Genomic DNA, 20953 nt, shown 5'->3' on the forward strand with positions numbered 1-20953 from the left:
CAAAACTCCGTTAGTTTATGTCTATACGTCCAGCCTTGAGCTTGATCGACTCACTGAACTCCACATCCAAAGCGACACCGGATATTTTAACCTTCCCATCAGAGGTCATTTCAATTACGCACTTGCCGCATTCAAAGCGTATTCGATCTTCAGCATTTAAGATCTTGGTCGACCCAACCTGCTCCAAAGACCTATTTTCGACGAAAAGGTGCATATCCGCGGAAGTTGACAACGTAATTCCCGACACAAAGCTGCCACCAAACATACCCGCTGACGTCATCGCAATGCCGGCAGTACCACTCAGAAGCATACCCGCGTCCGCACCGATTGTTACATTGCCGGACCCGGCCTCACTTCCAAGTATAGCCCTAAACTCATCAAGACCCTTACTGTAAAATCTATCAGTATGACTTATTGCTCCTGAAATTATCGCATTTGAATAATTCACATGTCCCGAAAAAATAGAAAAATCGCCATTAACATACCGAGTTTCATCTTTTTCTACTTGGTGCGTCTCAGACCCTCTAATAACCGTCGTCCTATTGCGCCCTATGAATGAATCGTCATCATTCTCGATCTCTCGGACAATATCTTTTTCAGCGTGCACATATATTGTTTCGCGTCCAGAATCATCCTCAAATGTTAGCTCGTTAAACCCGAAACCTTTGTGGCTGTTCGTGCGAAAAACGCTCTTCGTCTTGTTCGCCGGCAGATCATACGGCACTTTCTGCATCGCATTCGGCACCACGCCCGTCACAAGCGGCCGATCCGGATCCCCATCGACATAGGCAATCATCACCTCCATGCCGATGCGCGGGATAACCTGGCCACCCCATGTGGAGCCGGCCCAGTTCTGCGCCACGCGCACCCAGCAGGTGTCCGATCCGTCCTTCTTGGCCTTCCGGTCCCATGGGAACCACACTTTGATGCGGCCATACTGGTCGGGATGGATCTCCTCGCCTTCAGGGCCGGCCACGATCGCCACCTGCGTGCCTTCGATGCGCGGACGTTTCGTTTCCCGGTGGGGCGTCATCGGCACGCGCGAGGGCACGGCTTCGAACTCGTTGCGATATTCCGGTTCGTTGCTGTTGGTCTCATAGGAGCGGTCGACCACCGTCTGGATCGACTTGATGATCACATGTTCTTCATAGGCATGATCCGGATGCGCGACTTCATATGGCGTGAACCGACGGCCAGTCTCGATGATGCGGCTGGTGGAGGCGCCGAAGACGCGGTCGTGGTCGGCTTCCGATGCCTGGGCGCGCAGTTTTTGCGCACGTTCTGCTTCAGCAACGGATGAGATGCGGGCCGGATATTCGTAAAGCTCGCGCTTGGTCGCGTCCGGCATCTGCACCAGCGATGGCGTCATCGTGCCCGGCACCATGCGCGGGGTCTCGAAATTCCAGTCGGCGCCGGCGCGCTGGCCCGGTACGTAGGAAAAACGGCGGGCCCATTCGTTGATATGGTTGCGGTCGGACGAACCTTGCGCCAGGCGCACTCTCTTTTCTCCCTGTGCCGAGGCTGACGGGCCAAGCCAGCCATTGGCGGTATCGGCCACATGCAGCTTGTGCTTGCCGTCCTCGTGGCTGAACCAGTAGAACAGGCCATCCTCTTCAAAACGACGGCAGAGATAGTCAAAATCTCGCTCGTTGAACGGGACCGAATAGTGTTGTTTGGGCGGAGATGTGATGACGCCAGACGTATCCGGTGCCGGAATGCCGTGCTCGGAAAACAGGATTTCGGCGATCTCGATCGAGGTCTTGTCCATCCAGATGCGGCAGTCGGAACGGCGGGTCAGCAGCCACATCTGCGGGCGCAGAACCATGGCGTAGGAGCGCAGGCCGCGGGTGATCGGCGGGCCTTCGTTGAGTTCGGTAACGAGACCATTGAACGGGCGGCGGATGGCCGGGATATCTTCGCCGTCACCCTGCTGCACTTCCACCGAGACATCGAGCAGGCGGCCGATCAGGTCTTCCGGCTTGATCTGCTCCTTCTTGGTGCGGGCGACGAGATGGATCTCGAACAGGGAGGAAATGCCTTCCTGGATTGTCACGCGTTCGGGCAGAAGCTGGTCTTCTCCCAGCGGCGAATTGATCTTCAGGATACGGCTCGCCTGGATAAAATCGGCGGCGGAAGATGCGTTGTCCATGAGTTGCCCCGGCAATTCCCAAAAGTAAAACACCTGCCGGATCGTCGGCAGCGCAAAATGCAAAATCTTCTGTGCGGGGAAAAATATGGCGCCAAGGCGGCAAATCAACCTTAAATGGGCGGTATCTTGAGATAGGGTGTTTTTACGGGAATTTTAGAATTTCGGCATGAAAAGGCTCTATCGCCGCCCCTTTGGCCGGGTCGCCAGCACGTTGCGGATCGAAAAGCTGGAATGGATGCGCAGCACGCCGGGAAGCGCCGAGAGTATCTCCTTGTGTATCCGCTCGAATTCCAGTGCGCTTTCCACCTCCACTCTCAGGAGATAATCGGAATCGCCGGTCATGAGAAAACATTCGCGGATTTCCGGGTGTTTTCTAATCGCCGCCTCGAAGCGGTTGAGATGATCCTCGGTCTGGCGCTCCAAAGTGATGTTGATGATGACCGCGATCGTGTTGCCGCCCGCACTTTCGATCAGCGCCGTATAACCCTTGATCACGCCTGCCTTTTCCAGAAGGTTGATGCGCCGCAGGCAGGCGGATGGCGACAAGCCCACTTCGGCTGCGATCTTGGCATTGCTCATGCGGGCGTTCAGCCGCAGCAGGCGGATGATATCGCGGTCGGTGGCGTCTATGGCAGACATGCTGATTGTTCCAAAATTTCGATGATCATTCCGAAAAACATGTTCATCCGCAATGATCAAGCAATAATCGGCGGGATATTGCGTGATCGTTTCAATAAGCTGCTTTCATAAGTCAATAATGACGGGAACGGATGATGCAGAGTGGTTCCAAGCGTTTTCAGACGCAGCGGCTGCGAGGCGGACTCGGCCAAAGCTGTGTTTTGCAGTATCGTGGTCTTTCCGGCATGAACCATTGAGGACCGCATGAAAGTCTCCATTCTCGGCGCCGGCATTATCGGCGTGACATCCGCCTATCAGCTCGCCAAGGCCGGACATGAGGTGACGGTGATCGACCGCCAGCCGGGTCCGGCGCTGGAAACCAGCTTTGCCAATGCCGGCGAGGTGTCGTTCGGGTATTGCTCGCCATGGGCAGCGCCCGGCATTCCGCACAAGGCGATGAAGTGGCTGTTCATGAAGCACGCCCCCCTCATCCTGCGTCCGAAAATGGATGCGGCGATGCTGTCGTGGATGCTGAAAATGCTGATGAACTGCACGTCGGACCGTTACGCGATCAACAAGAGCCGCATGCTGCGGCTGGCCGATTACGCCCGCATCACGCTGGCGGATGTGCGTGAAGAGACCGGCATTGCCTATGACGAGCGCATGCAGGGCACGCTGCAGCTGTTCCGCACACAGGAACAGCTGGATGCATCCGCCAAGGATGTGAAGGCACTGGCTGCAGACGGCGTGCCGTATGAGGTGCTGGACCGTGACGGCTGTGTGCGGGTGGAGCCTGCGCTTTCGCATGTGCGCCACAAGATCGTCGGCGGGCTTTTGACGCCGAAGGACGAAACCGGCGACTGCTTCAAGTTCACCAATGCGCTGGCGGCCAAGGCCGAGACGCTGGGCGTGAAATTCCTCTGGGGCCACACGATCAAGGCGGTCGATATTTCCGGCGGCGCGGTGTCGGGTGTTCACACCGACAAGGGCGACATCAAGTCGGATGCCGTCGTGGTAGCGCTTGGCAGCTATTCGCCGCTGCTGGTCAAGTCTTTCGGCATCAACCTGCCGGTCTATCCGGTCAAGGGGTATTCGCTGACCATTCCGATCACCGATCCGAGCCGCGCGCCGGAATCCACCGTGATGGACGAGACCTACAAGATCGCCATTACGCGGCTGGGCGACCGTATCCGCGTCGGCGGCATGGCGGAGATTTCCGGTTATACCAACGATCTGGGTCTTGCCCGCCGCCGCACGCTGGAACATTCGGTGATGGACCTGTTTCCAGGCGGCGAGGCCGGCAAGGGCGAGTTCTGGTCGGGCCTGCGCCCGATGACGCCGGATGGTACGCCGATCATCGGCGGCACGCACATCAAGGGCCTTTACCTCAATACCGGCCACGGCACGCTGGGCTGGACCATGAGCACCGGTTCGGCACGCGTCATCGCCGACCTCGTCAGCGGCCGCGCACCGGAAATCGATGCGAGCGACCTTTCCGTCAGCCGCTACGCCTGAATGTTTCCGTTGGCGGCGCAAACCGCGCCGCCTGCCCGCGCCGCTCAGGCAAAGGGATCATAACCCGGCTTTTTGTAGATCAGATCCGGCTTGCCGGCGATCTCCGGCACATAAACCTTTTCTGTCCACTCCGCCGGATCGACATCCTCGATCGCCACCGAAATCGACTTTTCCGTCGAGCCGATCACCGTCATCAGCGCTTTCTGGATCTCTACCGCCAGCGCCTGTTTCTGCTCTTCCGTCTTGCCGGCAAACATTTTTACGATCACATGCGGCATGGGTGCTCCTTTGTCGCCTCGTCGGGCCGTTTCGATTGATGCCCGGATGTGAGTGAATTACAACATTGCCAGACAACGGCAATTTGGAAATTCAAGCCGGCGTGTCCGGCAAGGCAGAGGCATATGGACAGGACGGCAGCACCGTCGACCGGACGAACGCGCAAAAACGATCCGGAAAAAACCCGGGAAGACATTCTCGCCGTGGCCACCGCGGAGTTCGCACAATTCGGGCTGGCGGGCGCCCGTGTGGATGCGATCGCGGAGAAAACAAAAACCTCCAAACGGATGATCTATTATTATTTCGGGGGCAAGGAAGAGCTGTATCTGGCTGTGCTGGAACGCGCCTATCGCCGCACCCGTTCGCGCGAGGACGATCTTCAGCTTGCCGCCATGCAGCCGGCAGACGCCTTGCGGGAGCTCATCTACAGCACTTTCGATCATGACGAGCAGAACCCCGATTTCATCCGCATCGTCAGCAGCGAAAACATCAACAACGCCGTGCATATGAAGCGCTCGGCCGAGCTGCGCGATCTGAACATATCCGTCATCCGCGTTCTCGAGGATATTCTCTGTCGTGGTTATGACGAGGGTGTCTTCTGTCGCAGGATCGATCCGCTGGACCTGCATATGATGATCAGTGCACTCTGTTTTTTCCGCGTTTCCAATCGCCATACGTTCGGCGCACTGTTTCATTGCGACCTTTCAGAGCCGCAGACCTACATGCGACACCGCAGCATGGCGGCGGATACCATTCTCGCCTATCTCACAACCAACTGACGGCGCCTCATGCCGACGGGAATGGAACCGCGGGCGAAAAGCCGCGTTGCCATTTCAGGACAATGTTCGAGAGGCTGCGGGCAGGCAAACGGAAGGAATGCCGGGCAGGCCGAGATGGAGATGCACGATGTCATTCGCGTCCAACGATATCATCGACAGCAATGACCTGTCGTTTCTGCACGAGGTCCTGTCAGAGGTCTGTCGCGAGCGGGAGATCGCGCCGGACAGCGATGCCGCAAAGGCTGTCGCCGACCAGTTGATCAACTGGTTCCTGTTCGGTATCCGCGAAAAGGAAGAACTCAAATCGATGCTGGATCCGATGATAGACCCGGCAGCTGCGACGGGGACTTGAACATCTTCCGTCACTCCTACCCTACCCACCCGATCCATTCGAGGGATTGGCGTTATCCGGCACATCGTCCGGCTTGATCACCCGCGTATTGCCGGTCTCGGGAGCCGGCGCGACAATACCCCTGTCGCCGGCTTCAGGCGCCTTCAGCACACCTTTGCAGTCATCGAGCTTCCGCGACAGGTTTTCGCCTTCCTTGGGCACACGGTCGCTTTTCTGCGACGGATCGGCGGGCGCCGCGCAATCCTGGTTATTGACCGAGGGCGAAGTCTGGGTCTGGGCAAGCGCCAGCTCCGGCACCAAGACAACGATGGCCATCGCGCCGGCGGCAAAGACCCATTTTTTCAGGTTTCTGGTCATGATCGACCTCCTTTGCTGCTTTTCCAACAGGTGGCGGCTTTATCGGTTCCATCACAACGCATGGCCTCACCGCCGTAACCCTTGCTTGCCGGCAGTCGCGTAGACTGTAAGATGCAGATTGATCCGGCGCACACGCTCGAAGACAGACAGGCAGGTTCCCATGACAGCGGATGTGATCGTTCTCGGCGCTGGCATTATCGGCGTTTCGACCGCCATCCATCTGGCGCGGCGCGGCAAGTCGGTTGTGCTGGTGGATCGCCGTGGTGCCGGCGAGGAAACCTCCTATGGCAATGCCGGGCTGATCCAGCGCGAAGGCGTGGTGCCCTATGGTTTTCCGCAGCAGATCGGCATGCTGCTGCGATATGCGCTGAACACCAGAGTCGATGCCTTTTACCATGCCCGGGCCATGCCGAAGGCTGCACCCTTCCTGTTGCGCTACTGGTGGCATTCCAATGCGGCCCGCCACGCGATGATCACAAGATCATACGCGCCACTGATCGAGCATTCGATCTCTGAACATGGTGATCTGATTGAAGCGGCCGGGGCAAGCCATCTCATCCGCAAGGATGGTTGGATGGAGGTGTTTCGTTCACAAGCCGCACTGGATGCCGAACTTGCGGCCGCCCGGAAAAAGCAGGCTGAATACGGTCTTGCCTTCGACGCGCTGGACAATGCGGAACTGGCCCGGCGGGAACCGAGCCTGAGCAGCGACTTCGCGGGCGGCCTGACATGGCGCGATCCATGGTCAGTGCTTGATCCGCTGGCACTGACGCAAGCCTACGTGGCGCTGTTCGAGAAACTGGGCGGCCGTTTCGTGCAGGGCGACGCGAAGACGCTGACACCCGTTTCCAATGGCTGGCAGGTTTCCAGCAAGGATGGCCCGGTGCAGGGCGAGGACGTGGTGGTCGCGCTCGGGCCATGGTCGGACACCGTCACCGTGCCGCTCGGCTACCGGTATCTCGTCGGCGTCAAGCGCGGTTACCACATGCATTACGGGGCAAGGTACGGCGCAAAACTCAACAACTGGCTGATGGATGCCGAGCGTGGTTACCTGCTGGCGCCGATGGACCAAGGAATACGGCTGACGACGGGCGCCGAATTTGCATTGCGCGACGCACCGAAAACACCGGTACAGCTCGCCCGGGCCGAAGCGATTGCGCGAAAAGTCTTTCCTTTGGGAGAACGGCTCGACAAGGAACCGTGGATGGGGGCACGCCCCTGTACGCCGGACATGATGCCGGTGATCGGCAAGGCGCCGCGCCATCGCGGCCTGTGGTTCGCCTTCGGCCATGCGCATCACGGCCTGACACTCGGGCCGATAACCGGCCGGGTGCTGGCGGAAACGATGACCGGAGAACAACCGGTCATCGACATTTCAGCCTATAGGCCCGAACGGTTTCGGGCCTAGCGGTTCACATGGAAGCGGGGAACTTGCCTTCGAAATAATAGCTGGCCTGAGCGCGCACGACGGCCTTGAACTGCGAGACGAGAACCTCGCCTTCCTTTTCCGAAACCATGAGGGCCAGACGCAGGGTTGCCGACGCCATATGGAACATCAGAAACAGGGTGCGGCGATAGGCATCGCGCATCTGCTCGGGAATGAACTGCTCCGTGGCGTCGTAGAAATTGTCCGACTGGTAGCGGGTTTCCTCGATATCGCGATCGGCCAGGTTCTTGTCAGCCTGGATCGCGTTCAAAAGATCCTGCGTCGAAGGGTTCTGGCGCAAATTGTTGTAATAGACGTCGAACATCGTGTCGGTGGCATCCAACGCGTCGTCCGCCGACGAGATATTGCTGATCGACTTGCTGATGATCAAACGCGTCTGCTCGACATAGCGATCGTAAAGCATCGCAATAATCGCCGACTTGTTCGGGAAGTATTGATAGACAGACGCGATCGGACCGCCGGAAAGGGCGGCGATTTCCTTCATGGTGACGGCATCGATGCCCTTTTCACCAATCAGATGCATCGAAACCTTCAGGATTTCGTCGATCCGGTCACGGCTTCTTCCCTGTTTGGGAACGCGACGGAGCGACGACGAACTTCCACTGTCATGACCGAGACCTGGCATAATATTCCTCAAACCGTTATTCGACGTAGCGGAGGCGTTGTTCCCAGAACAGACGCGGTACCCGGATACGCATTCCTAAACCTGACTACTGTACGGAAGTGCGCCACGAACGGATCACCTCCTCCTTGTTTTATTTTCCACCAGGCGGGAGAGACCGCATGGTGTCTATTTATGACCGGCTTGCGCAACAGCCCGAACCGGCTGTCTCACAAACCTCGTTTCGGAGGGTGATCCGACACCTTTCCTCCACCTGCCCAAGAACAGACGAGCAGCTGTTGGAAACAGTTTCACCAATCCGACAGATTATCGAAAACCCACCACTCTAAAGCTCCGCAGAACAACTGCTTCACTTCCCGAAGCGACGGACCTCAAAAATCCGACAACAAATTGGAAATGTGCAAACGCAAGGATTTTCGATGACCTGCAAATCAACGCCAGACAAATCATTAGTGCCGCATGTAGTTCCCCGGAGTATTCGACCTCGGAAACATTAACTGCACCGTGAAATTGTACCGCCACCTCAACCAATAAATGCAACCACTTCCTTTATGAGGAATATGTACTTCATCGAACAAAACGGTTCAATGACAACATAAGAATATACATCGATTAACATTATTTTTACGCTGAAAAGACCCTCATCGCGCGCAAGCCGGCTAATCTTGCCACCAGTGGACGGTGAAAATGACAACGCGGTGCCTTAGCACCTCACCCAATTCGCGCGAATCGCCCTTTAGCCGTTTTGCACATATGCAAAAAGCCGCGGATTGCTCCGCGGCTTTCAAAAAAATCTGGTTTTATGGACCGGCTTTACAGCCAGACGGATCAGGCGGCCGGAGCGCGAAGCTCGGGTGCCGATGCCGGCGGAAACTCATCGAGGCCAAGAAGGAAGTTGATCTGCGGACGTGCCTTGACCAGATCGTCAATCGTGTAATCGGCCAGGACGTCGAAAAAGGCATTGAGCGCCTTGCGAAGCGCGGCATTGAGGCCGCAGCTGTCAACCAGCGGACATTCGGCAACGCCATCCTCGAAGCACTCTGCCATGGCAAAGCTGTCTTCGGTGACCTTGACGACATCGAACAGGGTGATCTTGGCAGCGTCACGACCAAGCTTGACGCCACCATTGCGTCCACGCACCGTCTGCACCAGACCGGCCTTGGTCAAAGGCTGCAGGATCTTGAACAGAAACAGCTCGGACACGCCATAAGCTTTGGCGATCTCGGGAATGCGGCTCAAGTGGCCTTCGTTTGCAGCGCAATACATCAGCATGCGGACGGCATAATTGGTCTGTTTGGTCAGGCGCATCTTCGTCTCCAGAGACTCTTGAAGTCCTATATAGGGGTTTTGCTAGTTTTGAACAATTCCAAAAAACAAAATTGTCGTTGGGCGGACAGGAATGTGTCGGCGCGATGAACACGCACCACAGCGTGCCATCTTTTTTGATGACCACCGTACTCCAGTTTTTTCTTATATGCCCGAAAACCCCTGTACCACAAGCCCGACCTGTCGCGTCTTTTGGACGCGCCGCCTACAATTGTCCATCAGGTGGCGGAAAACAGCCAGAATGCGAAGGCCAGCAAACCACCGGCTGCAGCGAAGGCAAACCCGATCCTGCCAAGCTGTGCGCGGCGTGCGCGCTTGGCATCCCACTCATAAACCATGACGCAGAACTCCCCCACTCGGTACTCGGTCGCTAAATTAGTCCGATGTCCTGTCAGGTCAATGTGTCAAAGCCGTACATTGTCACTAATCCTTAACAGTCCCCTCAAGCTGCTGGGCATAATCCCGAATATATTGCTGGCGGGCCGGCGTTCCCGGATGAGTCGACAGCATGCTGGTCTCGTTTCGATCGCCGAGTTTCTCTTCGAGTATGGCGAAGAAACGCGCCAATGCTGCCGGTTCGTAACCAGCGGCCTTCATCAGCTCGACGGAACGGCGATCGGCCTCTTCTTCCGCGCCGCGGGAATAGGACAGCGCCACCAGCGTACCACCCTGCGCAAGAATATCCTCGACGCCTGAGCCGACGTCACCCGCGATCAGCATGACAAGCGCCGCAAAACCGGCGACGCGATAGATCTGCCGCAGGCTGTGCTCACCCTCCACATGGGCGATCTCGTGGCCGAGGACGCCGAGCACCATCTGGCGGTCGCCCTTGGACAGTTCGACAAGATCATCGGTCAGAACCAGGGTGCCATTCGGCAGCGCAAAGGCATTCGGCCCCATCAGCCGGGCGTTGCGGAACAGCAATGTATAGGCAGGCTCTCCCCCCCTGGCATTTTTGGCCAGCGCCGCGAATTCGGCACGGATGGCGTTCTGGTCCGCTTCCGGCAGTTCGCTTGGGCGCAGAAGGGTCTTTTCAAGCGATGCAAGCGTGCTTGCGCCGATCATGTCCGGCACGACCGGCGGCGTTACCAGCACAGCCACCTCCACCATGACCGGCAGGGCATACCGATAGATCCCGACCGCCAGAAGAATGACGGCAAGCGTGAAAGCGATCAGGCGGGGATGAAACTGCTCAAGACGATGGACAAAACCGCTGCGTTTTCCGCCATGGCGGGTGGCGAGCGCATCGATCGCATCGTTGTCGCGGGTCTCGAAGACCGAACCGTCTATAAATGTCAGGCGCCGCGGGATCGAACCGACCCGCGGCGTGATGTCGATCTCCTCGCGACGGCCGGAAGCCAGCGTGGCGCCGTCGCAGACGGCGGCCAGCTGGCCCTGCTGTTCACGAAGATCCGCGGCGACCGCGCGGCTGGAATGAGCAGGGTGCCATTCGCCGCGCGCGATCACTGTGCCGTCAGAAACCAAAGTCGAACCCTTCCAGATCAAGATATTCGGCACTGACCGCAGAGCCGCTTGCTTCCATCGAAGACAATACCTCACCCAGATCGCCGACAACAATGACGCCGGTGTGAATGGCCATGAAGCGGGCCATGCGCACGGCTGCCCAGGGACGCATCAGGCTGAGCGTCAGAACCGTGACGATGACGTTGGAAATGGCGATCCAGGCATACTGGAAACGCGGCGCATCGCTGACCAGCTGATGCTTGGCATCCAGCGTGGTGGCGGAAAACACGACATTGCGCACGCCGATACGATAAAGCAGACCGGCAAGACCATAGGCAACGAAGACGAACAGGATGCCCCAATGGAATGCGCTGAAGCTCGCGGCGAAAGCATCCATGTCCTCAGCAAGATCAGGATTGGACATGGCCTGCGTTGCGGAAGCAGCGGCAAAACCGATACCGACGATCAGAATGGTGCCGACAACGATCAGCGCCGCCGGCAGGATCCAGACGCCATAAAGCGACTTGATCTTCGGATCGGTCACAAACGGGCGGTCACCGTAATGCAGGTTGTTGAAAACATAACGCCAGACCCAGCGGCTGGCGAGCGGCGCCAGAATGCCGAAGGAGATCGAGGCCACCATGCTGCCGAGCAGGACCGAAACGAAGGCACCACCGGTCGAGCCTGTGAAATCGAAACGCACATTGCGATAACTGGTGACGCGAGCACTGAAGCGCAGGCTGCGCTGGATCAGCCACGGCAGTGCGACAAGGATGATGAGAAACACCACAAGGCCGAAGGGCGGGAAGATCGTCGTCAGGATATTGGTGACGATAAAGAAACCGACGACGATCAGGCGGCCGATGAAGATCTGCTTGCCGGTGGCATGATATTCGAAGGCGCGATCGGCAATAACGGTATTGCCGTAAAAGTAACGGTTGCGGCGCACCTTGGCCCATGCCGAATAGATGCCGAGTGTTATGATCGTCAGCAGAACGTTGACGATCCAGATGCCGAAATATTCGCGGGCATTGCCCGAAAAGGACGCACGTTCCAGCTTGCCGGACGCCTGTGGCGCCGAGTCAGAAAAAGACATGTATTTCCCCAATCCTTCAAATGCCGCGAAAAACGGCAGCCCTCTGATCGGGTGCGGCAAATAGCGCAAGAAAAATACATTTCAATCACATCTTACTGAAAGGGGAGTTTTACCCTCCACTTATCAACAGGCGACCATCTCTCTCACGACGCCAAAGGGCGGCTCGCGCCGCCCCTGTAAGCATTTGTATCCTAAGGTTATTTCCTGCCGTCACTTCATGACCGGCATGACGAATTCAGCACCATCCTTGATGCCTGACGGCCAGCGTGCGGTGATCGTCTTGGTCTTGGTCCAGAACTTGATCGAATCGGTGCCGTGCTGGTTGAGATCGCCGAAGGAGGATGCCTTCCAGCCGCCGAAGGAATGATAGGCGAGCGGAACCGGGATCGGCACGTTGATGCCGATCATGCCGATATTGATGCGGGAGGCGAAATCGCGGGCCGCATCACCGTCGCGCGTGAAGATGGCGACGCCATTGCCATATTCATGCTTCATCGGCAGATCGATCGCCTCTTCATAATTGGCGGCGCGCACGACCGAGAGAACCGGCCCAAAGATCTCTTGTTTGTAGATGTCCATGTCCGGCGTGACGTTGTCGAACAGCGTGCCGCCGACAAAATAACCATTCTCATAACCCTGCAGCTTGAAGCCACGGCCATCGACGACGAGTTTTGCGCCCTCTTCCACGCCGCGATCGATCAGGCTTTCGATGCGCGCCTTGGCTTCCCTGGTGACGACCGGGCCCATATCGGCCTTGTCGTCGGTATAGGGGCCGACCCGCAGTGCCTCGATTTTTGGCGTGAGCTTCTCGACGAGACGGTTTGCGGTTTCCTCGCCCACCGGTACGGCCACCGACACCGCCATGCAGCGCTCGCCGGCAGAACCATAACCTGCCCCCATCAGCGCGTTGACGGCCTGATCGAGATCAGCGTCCGGCATGATGATCATGTGGTTCTTGGCGCCGCCGAAGCACTGGGCGCGTTTGCCGTTTGCAGCCGCCGTGCCATAGACATAACGGGCGATCGGCGTGGAGCCGACGAAAGAAACCGCGCCGATATCTGGATCGGTCAAAAGTGCATCGACGGCTTCCTTGTCGCCGTTGACGACATTGAGAATGCCGGCCGGCAGGCCTGCCTCGATCATCAGTTCGGCCAGACGCAGCGGCAGCGATGGGTCGCGTTCCGATGGTTTCAGGATAAAGGCGTTGCCGCATGCGATGGCCGGCGCAAACATCCACATCGGGATCATGCCCGGGAAGTTGAACGGCGTGATGCCGGCGCCGATGCCGACAGGCTGGCGGATCGAATACATGTCGATGGCAGGGCCGGCACCTTCGGTAAACTCACCCTTCGACAGGTGCGGAATGCCGATCACGAATTCGCAGACTTCGAGGCCACGGACAATATCGCCCTTCGAATCCTCGACCGTCTTGCCATGCTCCTTGGACAGCATGGTGGCCAGTTCATCCATATGCTGGTTGAGCAGTTCGACGAACTTGATGAACACGCGGGCACGGCGCTGAGGATTGGTGGCCGCCCACTTTGGCTGCGCTTGCCTGGCGTTTTCGATGGCGACGCGAACATCTGCCACGCTTGCCAACGCCACCTTGGCCTGAACCTCGCCGGTCGCGGGGTTAAAGACGTCGGCCGTGCGGCCGCTGGTCCCGGCAAAATGCTTTCCGCCGATGAAATGTCCGAGAGTGTCCATTCTGTCCTCCATCTGATTGACAGCAGGATGACATTCACATTTGCACAGCGCAACGCTGGAATTTACGCATCCGTTGTGCAAAATTGGACATCACTTGCGAACCTGAGGCGTTTCGATGAACTGGGATGATGTCCGCATGTTTCTGGCCGTGGCGCGCACAGGGCAGATCCTCGCTGCCTCGCGACGGCTCGGCATCAATCACGCAACGCTCGGGCGCCGGATCACCGCGCTGGAGACCGACATGAAGGCACAGCTGCTGATCCGCCGCACCACCGGCTGCGAACTGACGCCGGAGGGCCACACGCTTTATGCCAGCGCCGAACGGATGGAGGCGGAAATGCTGGGCATGCAGGCAGTGACCGGTTCCGGCGATGCGGCAATCGCCGGCACGGTGCGCATCGGCGCACCCGATGGCCTTGGCGTATCGGTTCTTGCGCCGCGCCTGGGAGAACTGACGATCCGGCACCCGCAACTGAAACTGCAGCTGGTGCCGGTGCCGCGTTCCTTTTCGCTGTCGCAGCGCGAAGCGGATATCGCCATCACGATCGAGAGGCCACAGCAGGGGCGGCTGATATCGGCCAAGCTCACCGATTATACGCTCGGGCTTTATGCTTCGCGTGATTATCTGGACAGGCACGGCCGCCCGCAAGCGGTCGAGCAACTGCGCGCCCATGCGCGCATCGGTTATGTGGAGGACCTGATCTTCTCGCCATCGCTCAATTTTACCGGCGAAGTGATGCGCGACTGGGATGCCGGTTTCGAAATCTCCAGCGCGATCGGACAGGTGGAGGCCGTTCGCGCCGGTGCCGGCATTGCGATCCTGCATGACTATATTGCGCGCGATGACGATGCGCTCGAGCGGATCTTACCTGCCATCTGCATTCGCCGGTCCTACTGGACGACCTACCACGAGAGCATGCGCGACCTCCCGCGCATCCGTACCGTCATCGCCTTTCTACAGGAAATCGCAGGCCGCAGCCTTGACGGTTGAAAGGCAAAGTCTGCCTGCTTCCAGTTTACGAGTATCTAAAAACGGATAAATTTGGCATCCCGCAAACCGGCATCGCCTCAGCAGCCGCTGATGCGGCTGCTTCTATAAAGACCGTCGCGATCAATCGCGACGGAGTTCAAGCTCCGGATGTCCGTGCCCCAGCCGATGCGCCATCAGCATGGCGGTGAGCTGCACCAGATTTCGCGCGCCCATCCGGTCTTTCATCCGCTCGAGACGATGCTCGACGGTGCGCGGCGACACGTTGATCTCGGCGGCTATTTCCTTGGCGGTCGCCCCTTCGACCAGCAACTGAACGATCGACTCGTCCGTCAGGTCGAGTTCGGCAGTCTTTTGCGGCGCAACGAACATGAAGCGCCCCATGGTGCAGGTGATCACCCATTCCGGGCGGACGGCATTTTTCTGGGCCAGCATGATACGGTCGTAACCGACGCTGAGGCCGAAAACCTTCGTCTTTACGGTTTCGATCACCGGCTGTTGCGTCTTGATGACCTCCTGCATGCGCGGCACCACCGCGTGCTCCATGAACTGGCGATCCGTGACATTGCCGAGCGGACCATCAGGCAGAAGCTTAGCCATGTCGAGAAGGCGAGAGGCAAAACCATAGGTCCGAATAGCCCGCATCTGCCATTGCCATGGATCGCCCTCATCGATGCGAATGAGCGTCAAACGCATGCGAGCGGAAAGAAGATCCACAACGCCACGATAGATATCGATAGCATCGGCAGGACGATTGGCATCAGATGCGAGCCAGGCATCAAGCAGCTTGCGGCTCACTACTGCAAAAGGTGTCTCTTTAGGCATAATGTAAGATGTAGTACCCAGCTATAAACTGGGGTCATACCACCCGAATATCTGCTCCCGCACAAGGAGAAAATTCGTTTAAACGCAACTACTTATTTAGTTTTCCCGCATTTTTACCCCGATAGCGGGAAAACGACAACCGTCGGATGCTAAAATCCCAAAATGGTGCATCCTAGTATCAAAATGAATATAAATTATTCACAACGACATGCCGCGAGAACAGTTCAAATAACACCTTTTTCGCCATAGCAAACCCGTCCACGCCACAGTTTTGCCTTAAATAAAGATGGCGATCAACACTAAAATTGCAGCTCTAAATGCGTCGTAATACCATCAGATCACATGGATCGGCGGCACGTCTCTGCATGTGTCGAAAGCAACCGGTTAAAATCCTGACCTATTGATGGGCCGAGCCCGACTGCCCGAGAGCGGCAGAATCTCCCTGCTGGGGACGAAAAACAACAACCGGCGGATTTTTTTCGCGATGACCGCCGGTTGCGGGTTTTACTATTCACTTACTCAGGGACGCGGCGCATCGAGTGCCATGTTCAGCGCAAGCACGTTGACGACAGGTTCGCCAAGAAAGCCCAGCTGGCGCCCCTCGACATGGGCGTCAACGAGCGCCCTGACCGAGGCTTCATCCATGTTGCGGAAACGCGCCACGCGGCCCACCTGAAACAGCGCCGCTTCCGGCGAGATATGCGGATCAAGCCCGCTGCCCGAAGCCGTGACGAGATCGATCGGCACCTCGGCATTCGGATTAGACGCCTTGGCCGCCTCGTAATCCGTCTTCACGCGGTCGATCAGTTTCTGGCTGGTCGGGCCCAGATTGGAGCCTGACGACGAGGCAGCGTTGTAACCATCACCCGCGGCCGATGGGCGGCCATGGAAATACTGCTCACCGGCGAAGGCCTGGCCGATCAGTTTCGAGCCGATAATCTGACCATCCTTCTCGATCAGGCTGCCATTGGCCTGCGCGGGAAAAATGGCCTGCGCGATGCCGGTCATGGCAAAGGGATAGATGAGGCCGGTGATGGCGGTTGTGGCAAGGATCATCACCAGTGCCGGACGGATTTGCTTCAACATGTCAAAAACTCCTCAGGCGAGACCGATGGCCGTGATGGCTATGTCGATTGCCTTGATGGCAAAGAAGGGAAGGACGATGCCGCCGAGGCCGTAGATCAGCAGGTTGCGCGACAAAAGCGCACCGGCGCCGACGGCCCGGTATTTGACGCCCTTGAGCGACAGCGGGATCAGGGCGACGATGATCAGCGCATTGAAGATGATCGCCGACAGGATGGCGCTTTGCGGCGTGGCAAGGCCCATGACGTTGAGCACGCCAAGCTGCGGATAGAAGGCCAGGAACATCGCCGGGATGATGGCGAAATATTTGGCGATGTCGTTGGCGATCGAAAAGGTCGTCAGCGCCCCGCGGGTCATCAGCAGCTGTTTGCCGATCTCGACGATCTCGATGAGCTTGGTCGGGTCGCTGTCGAGATCGACCATGTTACCGGCTTCGCGGGCGGCGACCGTACCGGTGTTCATGGCGACGCCGACATCGGCCTGCGCCAGCGCCGGCGCGTCGTTGGTGCCATCGCCGCACATGGCGACCAGCTTGCCCTTAGCCTGTTCGTCGCGGATCAGCTGCAGTTTGTTTTCCGGCGTCGCCTGAGCCAGAAAATCATCCACACCGGCCTCGGCGGCGATGGCAGCGGCCGTCATCGGATTGTCGCCGGTGATCATCACCGTGCGGATGCCCATGCGTCGCAGTTCGGCAAAACGCTCGCGGATGCCGCCCTTGACGATATCCTTCAGCTGGATGACGCCGAGCAGTTTTCCGTCGCGCGCAACGGCGAGCGGCGTACCGCCGGCCTTGGCGATCTCGTCGGCGATCGACTGCAACTCCCGCACCGTGTCTGACTGCGGATTGGCGGCAATCGCCGTATTGCCCGACACAGGAAGGGAGCCGCCGCCGACATACGCAAGCATCGCATCGACCGCACCCTTGCGGATCTGACTGCCGTCGAGATCGACGCCGCTCATGCGCGTCTGGGCGGTGAAGGGCACGAAGGTCGCCTTGAGGCTGTTCATGTCGCGGGCGCGGATGGCGTATTTTTCCTTGGCCAGCACGACGACGGAACGCCCCTCCGGTGTTTCATCGGCAAGCGAAGCAAGCTGGGCGGCATCGGCAAGCTCCTGTTCGGAGACGCCGCGCACCGGCCGGAACGCCGTCGCCTGACGGTTGCCGAGCGTGATCGTGCCGGTCTTGTCGAGCAGCAACGTATCGACGTCGCCGGCAGCTTCCACCGCGCGGCCCGACATGGCCAGCACGTTGAAGCGCACCAGACGGTCCATACCGGCAATACCGATGGCCGACAGAAGCGCGCCTATTGTCGTCGGGATCAGTGTCACGAACAGGGCAACGAGAACGAAGATCGAAATCGAGCCGCCGGCATAGGCGGCAAAAGCCGGGATCGTTGCGACGGCGAGCACAAAAATCAGCGTCATGCCGGCCAGCAGGATGTTGAGCGCGATCTCGTTCGGCGTCTTCTGTCGTTCGGCACCTTCGACCAGCGAAATCATCCGGTCGATGAAGGTCGAACCGGCCGCGGCGGTGATGCGCACCTTGATCCAGTCAGACAGAACCTGCGTGCCGCCGGTGACAGCAGAACGGTCGCCACCCGATTCACGGATGACGGGCGCGGATTCACCGGTGATCGCCGCCTCGTTGACCGAGGCGACACCTTCGATCACTTCGCCATCGGACGGAATGATATCGCCCGCTTCGACCAACACGATGTCGTTGACCCTCAGCGACGTGCCCGGCACCATGGCATAACTGCCGCGATCATCGCCCGACAGCAGCTTGGCCTGCGTTTCGGTTCGCGCCTTGCGCAGGCTGTCCGCCTGCGCCTTGCCGCGGCCTTCGGCAACCGCTTCGGCAAAGTTTGCAAACAGCACGGTGAACCAGAGCCAGAGGTTGATCTGGAACGAGAAGCCGAGGTTTTCGCTGCCGCCGGCGAGATCGCGCAGGAAGAGGACCGATGTCAGGACCGACACCGTGGCCACGACGAACATGACCGGGTTTTTAACGAGCGTTTTGGGATTGAGCTTGGTGAAAGCCGCTCCGATCGCCGGAATGAGAATGCGGCTGTCCATGATGCTTGCGGATCTTGGAATGCTCGCAGCCCTCGGATTAGGTGTAGAATGTGCCTGGCTCATATGAGACTCCAGCCTTTTGAAAGGGGCGACCGCCGTACGGTCAGCCCCACAGGATTTCGACGAAACAGACGATGGCGAAGACGGCCGCCATCATCGCAAGAATGGCGTTCGAGCCGTTGCACCAGCGGGGCACCTCCCCGCTCCGCTTGTGCGAAGCGAGAAGGGATTGCCGTTTGAGCGCCTGACGAATGCTCATGGGGATCACCTCAGAATGTCTGGCCGGCGATCATGGCGAGGTGTTCGACCACCGGGCCAAGCGCCAGTGACGGCAGGAAGGTCAGGCCGCCGACGATCAGGATCGTGCCGACCAGCAGGCCGACGAAGAGCGGGCCATCGGTTGGGAATGTGCCGGCGGACGCAGGCACCGTCTTCTTGGCGACCAGCGAACCGGCAATGGCAAGCGCCGGCACGATGACCAGGAAACGGCCCATCAGCATGCCGATGCCGAGCGTGATGTTGAACCACGGCGTGTTGGCCGACAGACCACCGAAGGCGGAGCCGTTGTTGGCGGCAGCCGAGGTGTAGGCATAGAGGATTTCGGAAAAACCGTGCGGGCCGGCCGTACCGATCGACGCGACCGCCGAGGGCAGAATGCTGGCGACCGCGGTGAAGATCAGCATGGCGAGTGGCAGGCACAGAATGGCGAGCACCGCCATCTTCATTTCCTTCGCCTCGATCTTCTTGCCGAGATATTCCGGTGTGCGGCCGACCATCAGGCCCGCCACGAAGATGGCGATGATGATGAACAGCACGATACCGTAAAAACCCGCGCCGACGCCGCCGACGATGACTTCGCCAAGCTGCATGTTGATGAGCGGTATGAGGCCGCCGAGCGCGGTGAACGAGCCATGCATGGCATTGACGGCGCCGCAGGAGGCCGCCGTGGTGATGACGGCGAACAGCGACGACATGACGATCCCGAAGCGGACTTCCTTGCCCTCCATGTTGCCGCCGGACAGGCCCATCGCATGCAGGATCGGATTACCGGCGGCTTCCGCCCAATAAACGATACCGACGCCGACGATGAACAGCGCCCCCATCGCGGCAAGAATGGCCCAGCCCTGGCGCTGGTTGCCGACCATGCGCCCGAACACATTGGTGAAGGCGGCGCCGATCGCAAAGATCGACAGCATCTGGATCATGTTGGAGATGTTGTCGGGGTTTTCGAACGGATGCGCCGAATTGGCGTTGAAGAAACCGCCGCCATTGGTGCCGAGCATTTTGATCGCCAACTGCGAAGCGACGGGGCCGACAGCGATGGTCTGCTGTGCGCCTTCCAGCGTCGTGGCGTTGACGTAAGCGCCAAATGTCTGCGGCACGCCGAGCCAGACATAGGCGAGCGTCAGCACCACGCAGATCGGCAGAAGAATGTAGAGGGTGGCACGGGTCATATCGACCCAGAAATTGCCGATCGCCTTGCCCGATGCGCGTGAAAAGGCGCGGATGAGGCCGATGGCGATGGCCATGCCGGTGGCGGCGGACACAAAATTCTGCACGGCCAGCCCGACCATCTGGCTGAAGTTAGACATCGTGCTTTCGCCACCGTAACTCTGCCAGTTGGTGTTGGCGACAAAGCTAATGGCGGTGTTGAACGACAGTTCGGGACCGGGAGAGGCAAGGCCGGCCGGGTTCATCGGCAGAACATCCTGCAGACGCAGGAGGCCGTAGAGCAGCAGCAAGCCGAACAGATTGAACATCAACATGGAAAAGGCGTAGGCCGTCCAGTGCTGCTCTTCGCGCTCGCTGGTGCCGGCCAGCGCATAAAGGCCGCGTTCGACCGGGACGAAAACGATGGAAAGCACGGTGCGTTCACCGGAAAACACCCGCGTCATGTAGGCGCCGAGCGGTTTGACGAGAATGATGAGAATCCCGCAGAAGACGAGGATCTGTAGCCATCCGTTGAGGGTCATGAGAGGAAACTTTCAAGCAGCCGGAAGCTTCCGGTTCAGAAGCGTTCAGGGCGAATGAGGGCGTAGGTCAGGTAGACCGCGAGGAAAACGGTGACGCCGCCGGCGAGGACATAATCAACGATCATGATGCCCTCCTCACAGCCTGTCGCAGGCGCGGGCATAAGCGAAGCACAGACCGAAAAAGGCCACTGCGCCACCGAGTAAAATCAAATCCAACATTGATCCGGACTCCTTGTGTCTGGTCGCAGCCAGACAGGGCAAAAAGCGCCGCCTTGATCGGGCGTCGCCTGTCAAACCTTC

At 58.7% G+C, this 20953-nt stretch carries 21 protein-coding genes; 5 read left to right on the forward strand and 16 right to left on the reverse strand.

What is annotated here, in order from left to right:
* Positions 1 to 10: 10 nt before the first annotated feature.
* The 3 genes from tssI to ACRQ1B_RS08905 all read right to left on the reverse strand — a co-directional run bounded on the left by tssI (position 11) and on the right by ACRQ1B_RS08905 (position 3033).
* A complete protein-coding gene (gene tssI, locus ACRQ1B_RS08895; RefSeq protein ID WP_432293846.1) occupies positions 11 to 2149 on the reverse strand; it encodes a type VI secretion system tip protein TssI/VgrG in 2139 nt (712 codons plus the stop codon).
* A gap of 177 nt (positions 2150 to 2326) precedes the next feature.
* Positions 2327 to 2788, reverse strand: coding sequence for an Lrp/AsnC family transcriptional regulator (locus ACRQ1B_RS08900; protein WP_306834635.1), 462 nt, complete (start codon positions 2786 to 2788; stop codon positions 2327 to 2329).
* A gap of 56 nt (positions 2789 to 2844) precedes the next feature.
* On the reverse strand, positions 2845 to 3033 hold the full coding sequence (locus ACRQ1B_RS08905) for a hypothetical protein (protein WP_432293229.1): 189 nt from the start codon (positions 3031 to 3033) through the stop codon (positions 2845 to 2847).
* On the opposite strand from ACRQ1B_RS08905, the gene ACRQ1B_RS08910 reads away from it, so the two are divergent.
* On the forward strand, positions 3032 to 4282 hold the full coding sequence (locus tag ACRQ1B_RS08910) for a D-amino acid dehydrogenase (RefSeq protein WP_432293230.1): 1251 nt from the start codon (positions 3032 to 3034) through the stop codon (positions 4280 to 4282). The two genes, ACRQ1B_RS08905 and ACRQ1B_RS08910, sit on opposite strands and share 2 nt — an antisense overlap.
* Positions 4283 to 4326: 44 nt before the next feature.
* On the opposite strand, the gene ACRQ1B_RS08915 is transcribed toward ACRQ1B_RS08910, so the two are convergent.
* Entirely contained in the window at positions 4327 to 4560 is a 234-nt protein-coding gene (locus ACRQ1B_RS08915) for a tautomerase family protein (RefSeq protein WP_432293231.1), read from the reverse strand.
* A gap of 123 nt (positions 4561 to 4683) precedes the next feature.
* Between ACRQ1B_RS08915 and ACRQ1B_RS08920 the strand changes: the two genes are divergently transcribed.
* Entirely contained in the window at positions 4684 to 5337 is a 654-nt protein-coding gene (locus ACRQ1B_RS08920) for a TetR/AcrR family transcriptional regulator (protein WP_432293232.1), read from the forward strand.
* 127 nt (positions 5338 to 5464) lie between these two features.
* Positions 5465 to 5689, forward strand: coding sequence for a hypothetical protein (locus ACRQ1B_RS08925; RefSeq protein ID WP_432293233.1), 225 nt, complete (start codon positions 5465 to 5467; stop codon positions 5687 to 5689).
* 21 nt (positions 5690 to 5710) lie between these two features.
* On the opposite strand, the gene ACRQ1B_RS08930 is transcribed toward ACRQ1B_RS08925, so the two are convergent.
* Positions 5711 to 6046 carry a hypothetical protein gene (locus ACRQ1B_RS08930; RefSeq protein WP_432293234.1) on the reverse strand — a complete coding sequence of 112 codons (336 nt, stop codon included), beginning with the start codon at positions 6044 to 6046 and terminating at the stop codon, positions 5711 to 5713.
* A gap of 160 nt (positions 6047 to 6206) precedes the next feature.
* On the opposite strand from ACRQ1B_RS08930, the gene ACRQ1B_RS08935 reads away from it, so the two are divergent.
* The gene (locus tag ACRQ1B_RS08935) at positions 6207 to 7454 is read left to right on the forward strand and encodes an NAD(P)/FAD-dependent oxidoreductase (protein ID WP_432293235.1); all 1248 of its coding nucleotides are present in this window, start codon (positions 6207 to 6209) and stop codon (positions 7452 to 7454) included.
* Positions 7455 to 7458: 4 nt separating this feature from the next.
* On the opposite strand, the gene ACRQ1B_RS08940 is transcribed toward ACRQ1B_RS08935, so the two are convergent.
* The 5 genes from ACRQ1B_RS08940 to ACRQ1B_RS08960 all read right to left on the reverse strand — a co-directional run bounded on the left by ACRQ1B_RS08940 (position 7459) and on the right by ACRQ1B_RS08960 (position 13708).
* Positions 7459 to 8118, reverse strand: a complete 660-nt coding sequence (locus tag ACRQ1B_RS08940; RefSeq protein WP_432293236.1) for a TetR/AcrR family transcriptional regulator — start codon at positions 8116 to 8118, stop codon at positions 7459 to 7461.
* 825 nt (positions 8119 to 8943) lie between these two features.
* On the reverse strand, positions 8944 to 9423 hold the full coding sequence (gene rirA, locus ACRQ1B_RS08945; protein ID WP_432293237.1) for an iron-responsive transcriptional regulator RirA: 480 nt from the start codon (positions 9421 to 9423) through the stop codon (positions 8944 to 8946).
* A gap of 441 nt (positions 9424 to 9864) precedes the next feature.
* A complete protein-coding gene (locus tag ACRQ1B_RS08950) occupies positions 9865 to 10926 on the reverse strand; it encodes a M48 family metallopeptidase (protein ID WP_432293238.1) in 1062 nt (353 codons plus the stop codon).
* Positions 10916 to 12001 carry a YjgN family protein gene (locus ACRQ1B_RS08955; protein WP_432293239.1) on the reverse strand — a complete coding sequence of 362 codons (1086 nt, stop codon included), beginning with the start codon at positions 11999 to 12001 and terminating at the stop codon, positions 10916 to 10918. Before ACRQ1B_RS08955 ends, ACRQ1B_RS08950 begins: the two co-directional genes overlap by 11 nt.
* A gap of 210 nt (positions 12002 to 12211) precedes the next feature.
* On the reverse strand, positions 12212 to 13708 hold the full coding sequence (locus ACRQ1B_RS08960; RefSeq protein WP_432293240.1) for a CoA-acylating methylmalonate-semialdehyde dehydrogenase: 1497 nt from the start codon (positions 13706 to 13708) through the stop codon (positions 12212 to 12214).
* 115 nt (positions 13709 to 13823) lie between these two features.
* On the opposite strand from ACRQ1B_RS08960, the gene ACRQ1B_RS08965 reads away from it, so the two are divergent.
* On the forward strand, positions 13824 to 14699 hold the full coding sequence (locus tag ACRQ1B_RS08965) for a LysR family transcriptional regulator (protein ID WP_432293241.1): 876 nt from the start codon (positions 13824 to 13826) through the stop codon (positions 14697 to 14699).
* Positions 14700 to 14819: 120 nt separating this feature from the next.
* On the opposite strand, the gene ACRQ1B_RS08970 is transcribed toward ACRQ1B_RS08965, so the two are convergent.
* The 6 genes from ACRQ1B_RS08970 to ACRQ1B_RS08995 all read right to left on the reverse strand — a co-directional run bounded on the left by ACRQ1B_RS08970 (position 14820) and on the right by ACRQ1B_RS08995 (position 20778).
* Entirely contained in the window at positions 14820 to 15494 is a 675-nt protein-coding gene (locus ACRQ1B_RS08970; RefSeq protein ID WP_432293242.1) for a response regulator transcription factor, read from the reverse strand.
* A gap of 546 nt (positions 15495 to 16040) precedes the next feature.
* Positions 16041 to 16607, reverse strand: a complete 567-nt coding sequence (gene kdpC / locus ACRQ1B_RS08975; protein ID WP_432293243.1) for a potassium-transporting ATPase subunit KdpC — start codon at positions 16605 to 16607, stop codon at positions 16041 to 16043.
* 12 nt (positions 16608 to 16619) lie between these two features.
* Positions 16620 to 18680, reverse strand: a complete 2061-nt coding sequence (gene kdpB / locus ACRQ1B_RS08980; protein ID WP_432293244.1) for a potassium-transporting ATPase subunit KdpB — start codon at positions 18678 to 18680, stop codon at positions 16620 to 16622.
* A gap of 103 nt (positions 18681 to 18783) precedes the next feature.
* Positions 18784 to 18939 carry a hypothetical protein gene (locus tag ACRQ1B_RS08985; RefSeq protein WP_432293245.1) on the reverse strand — a complete coding sequence of 52 codons (156 nt, stop codon included), beginning with the start codon at positions 18937 to 18939 and terminating at the stop codon, positions 18784 to 18786.
* Between the two features lie 10 nt (positions 18940 to 18949).
* Positions 18950 to 20653, reverse strand: a complete 1704-nt coding sequence (kdpA, locus tag ACRQ1B_RS08990) for a potassium-transporting ATPase subunit KdpA (RefSeq protein ID WP_432293246.1) — start codon at positions 20651 to 20653, stop codon at positions 18950 to 18952.
* A 35-nt stretch (positions 20654 to 20688) separates the two neighbouring features.
* Positions 20689 to 20778: a K(+)-transporting ATPase subunit F gene (locus ACRQ1B_RS08995; protein WP_432293247.1), complete on the reverse strand. Its 90-nt coding sequence runs from the start codon at positions 20776 to 20778 to the stop codon at positions 20689 to 20691.
* Positions 20779 to 20953 lie beyond the last annotated feature (175 nt).

Source organism: Endobacterium panacihumi, assembly GCF_050847465.1.
Lineage (GTDB): Bacteria > Pseudomonadota > Alphaproteobacteria > Rhizobiales > Rhizobiaceae > Neorhizobium > Neorhizobium panacihumi.

What these genes read in the sequence shown, in the direction of transcription:
- tssI (WP_432293846.1), bottom strand. Translation starts at nt 2,149, where the DNA reads ATGGACAACGCATCTTCCGCCGCCGATTTTATCCAGGCGAGCCGTATC.
- ACRQ1B_RS08900 (WP_306834635.1), bottom strand. Translation starts at nt 2,788, where the DNA reads ATGTCTGCCATAGACGCCACCGACCGCGATATCATCCGCCTGCTGCGG.
- ACRQ1B_RS08910 (WP_432293230.1), top strand. Translation starts at nt 3,032, where the DNA reads ATGAAAGTCTCCATTCTCGGCGCCGGCATTATCGGCGTGACATCCGCC.
- ACRQ1B_RS08905 (WP_432293229.1), bottom strand. Translation starts at nt 3,033, where the DNA reads ATGCGGTCCTCAATGGTTCATGCCGGAAAGACCACGATACTGCAAAAC.
- ACRQ1B_RS08915 (WP_432293231.1), bottom strand. Translation starts at nt 4,560, where the DNA reads ATGCCGCATGTGATCGTAAAAATGTTTGCCGGCAAGACGGAAGAGCAG.
- ACRQ1B_RS08920 (WP_432293232.1), top strand. Translation starts at nt 4,684, where the DNA reads ATGGACAGGACGGCAGCACCGTCGACCGGACGAACGCGCAAAAACGAT.
- ACRQ1B_RS08925 (WP_432293233.1), top strand. Translation starts at nt 5,465, where the DNA reads ATGTCATTCGCGTCCAACGATATCATCGACAGCAATGACCTGTCGTTT.
- ACRQ1B_RS08930 (WP_432293234.1), bottom strand. Translation starts at nt 6,046, where the DNA reads ATGACCAGAAACCTGAAAAAATGGGTCTTTGCCGCCGGCGCGATGGCC.
- ACRQ1B_RS08935 (WP_432293235.1), top strand. Translation starts at nt 6,207, where the DNA reads ATGACAGCGGATGTGATCGTTCTCGGCGCTGGCATTATCGGCGTTTCG.
- ACRQ1B_RS08940 (WP_432293236.1), bottom strand. Translation starts at nt 8,118, where the DNA reads ATGCCAGGTCTCGGTCATGACAGTGGAAGTTCGTCGTCGCTCCGTCGC.
- rirA (WP_432293237.1), bottom strand. Translation starts at nt 9,423, where the DNA reads ATGCGCCTGACCAAACAGACCAATTATGCCGTCCGCATGCTGATGTAT.
- ACRQ1B_RS08955 (WP_432293239.1), bottom strand. Translation starts at nt 12,001, where the DNA reads ATGTCTTTTTCTGACTCGGCGCCACAGGCGTCCGGCAAGCTGGAACGT.
- ACRQ1B_RS08960 (WP_432293240.1), bottom strand. Translation starts at nt 13,708, where the DNA reads ATGGACACTCTCGGACATTTCATCGGCGGAAAGCATTTTGCCGGGACC.
- ACRQ1B_RS08965 (WP_432293241.1), top strand. Translation starts at nt 13,824, where the DNA reads ATGAACTGGGATGATGTCCGCATGTTTCTGGCCGTGGCGCGCACAGGG.
- kdpC (WP_432293243.1), bottom strand. Translation starts at nt 16,607, where the DNA reads ATGTTGAAGCAAATCCGTCCGGCACTGGTGATGATCCTTGCCACAACC.
- kdpB (WP_432293244.1), bottom strand. Translation starts at nt 18,680, where the DNA reads ATGGACAGCCGCATTCTCATTCCGGCGATCGGAGCGGCTTTCACCAAG.
- ACRQ1B_RS08985 (WP_432293245.1), bottom strand. Translation starts at nt 18,939, where the DNA reads ATGAGCATTCGTCAGGCGCTCAAACGGCAATCCCTTCTCGCTTCGCAC.
- kdpA (WP_432293246.1), bottom strand. Translation starts at nt 20,653, where the DNA reads ATGACCCTCAACGGATGGCTACAGATCCTCGTCTTCTGCGGGATTCTC.
- ACRQ1B_RS08995 (WP_432293247.1), bottom strand. Translation starts at nt 20,778, where the DNA reads ATGATCGTTGATTATGTCCTCGCCGGCGGCGTCACCGTTTTCCTCGCG.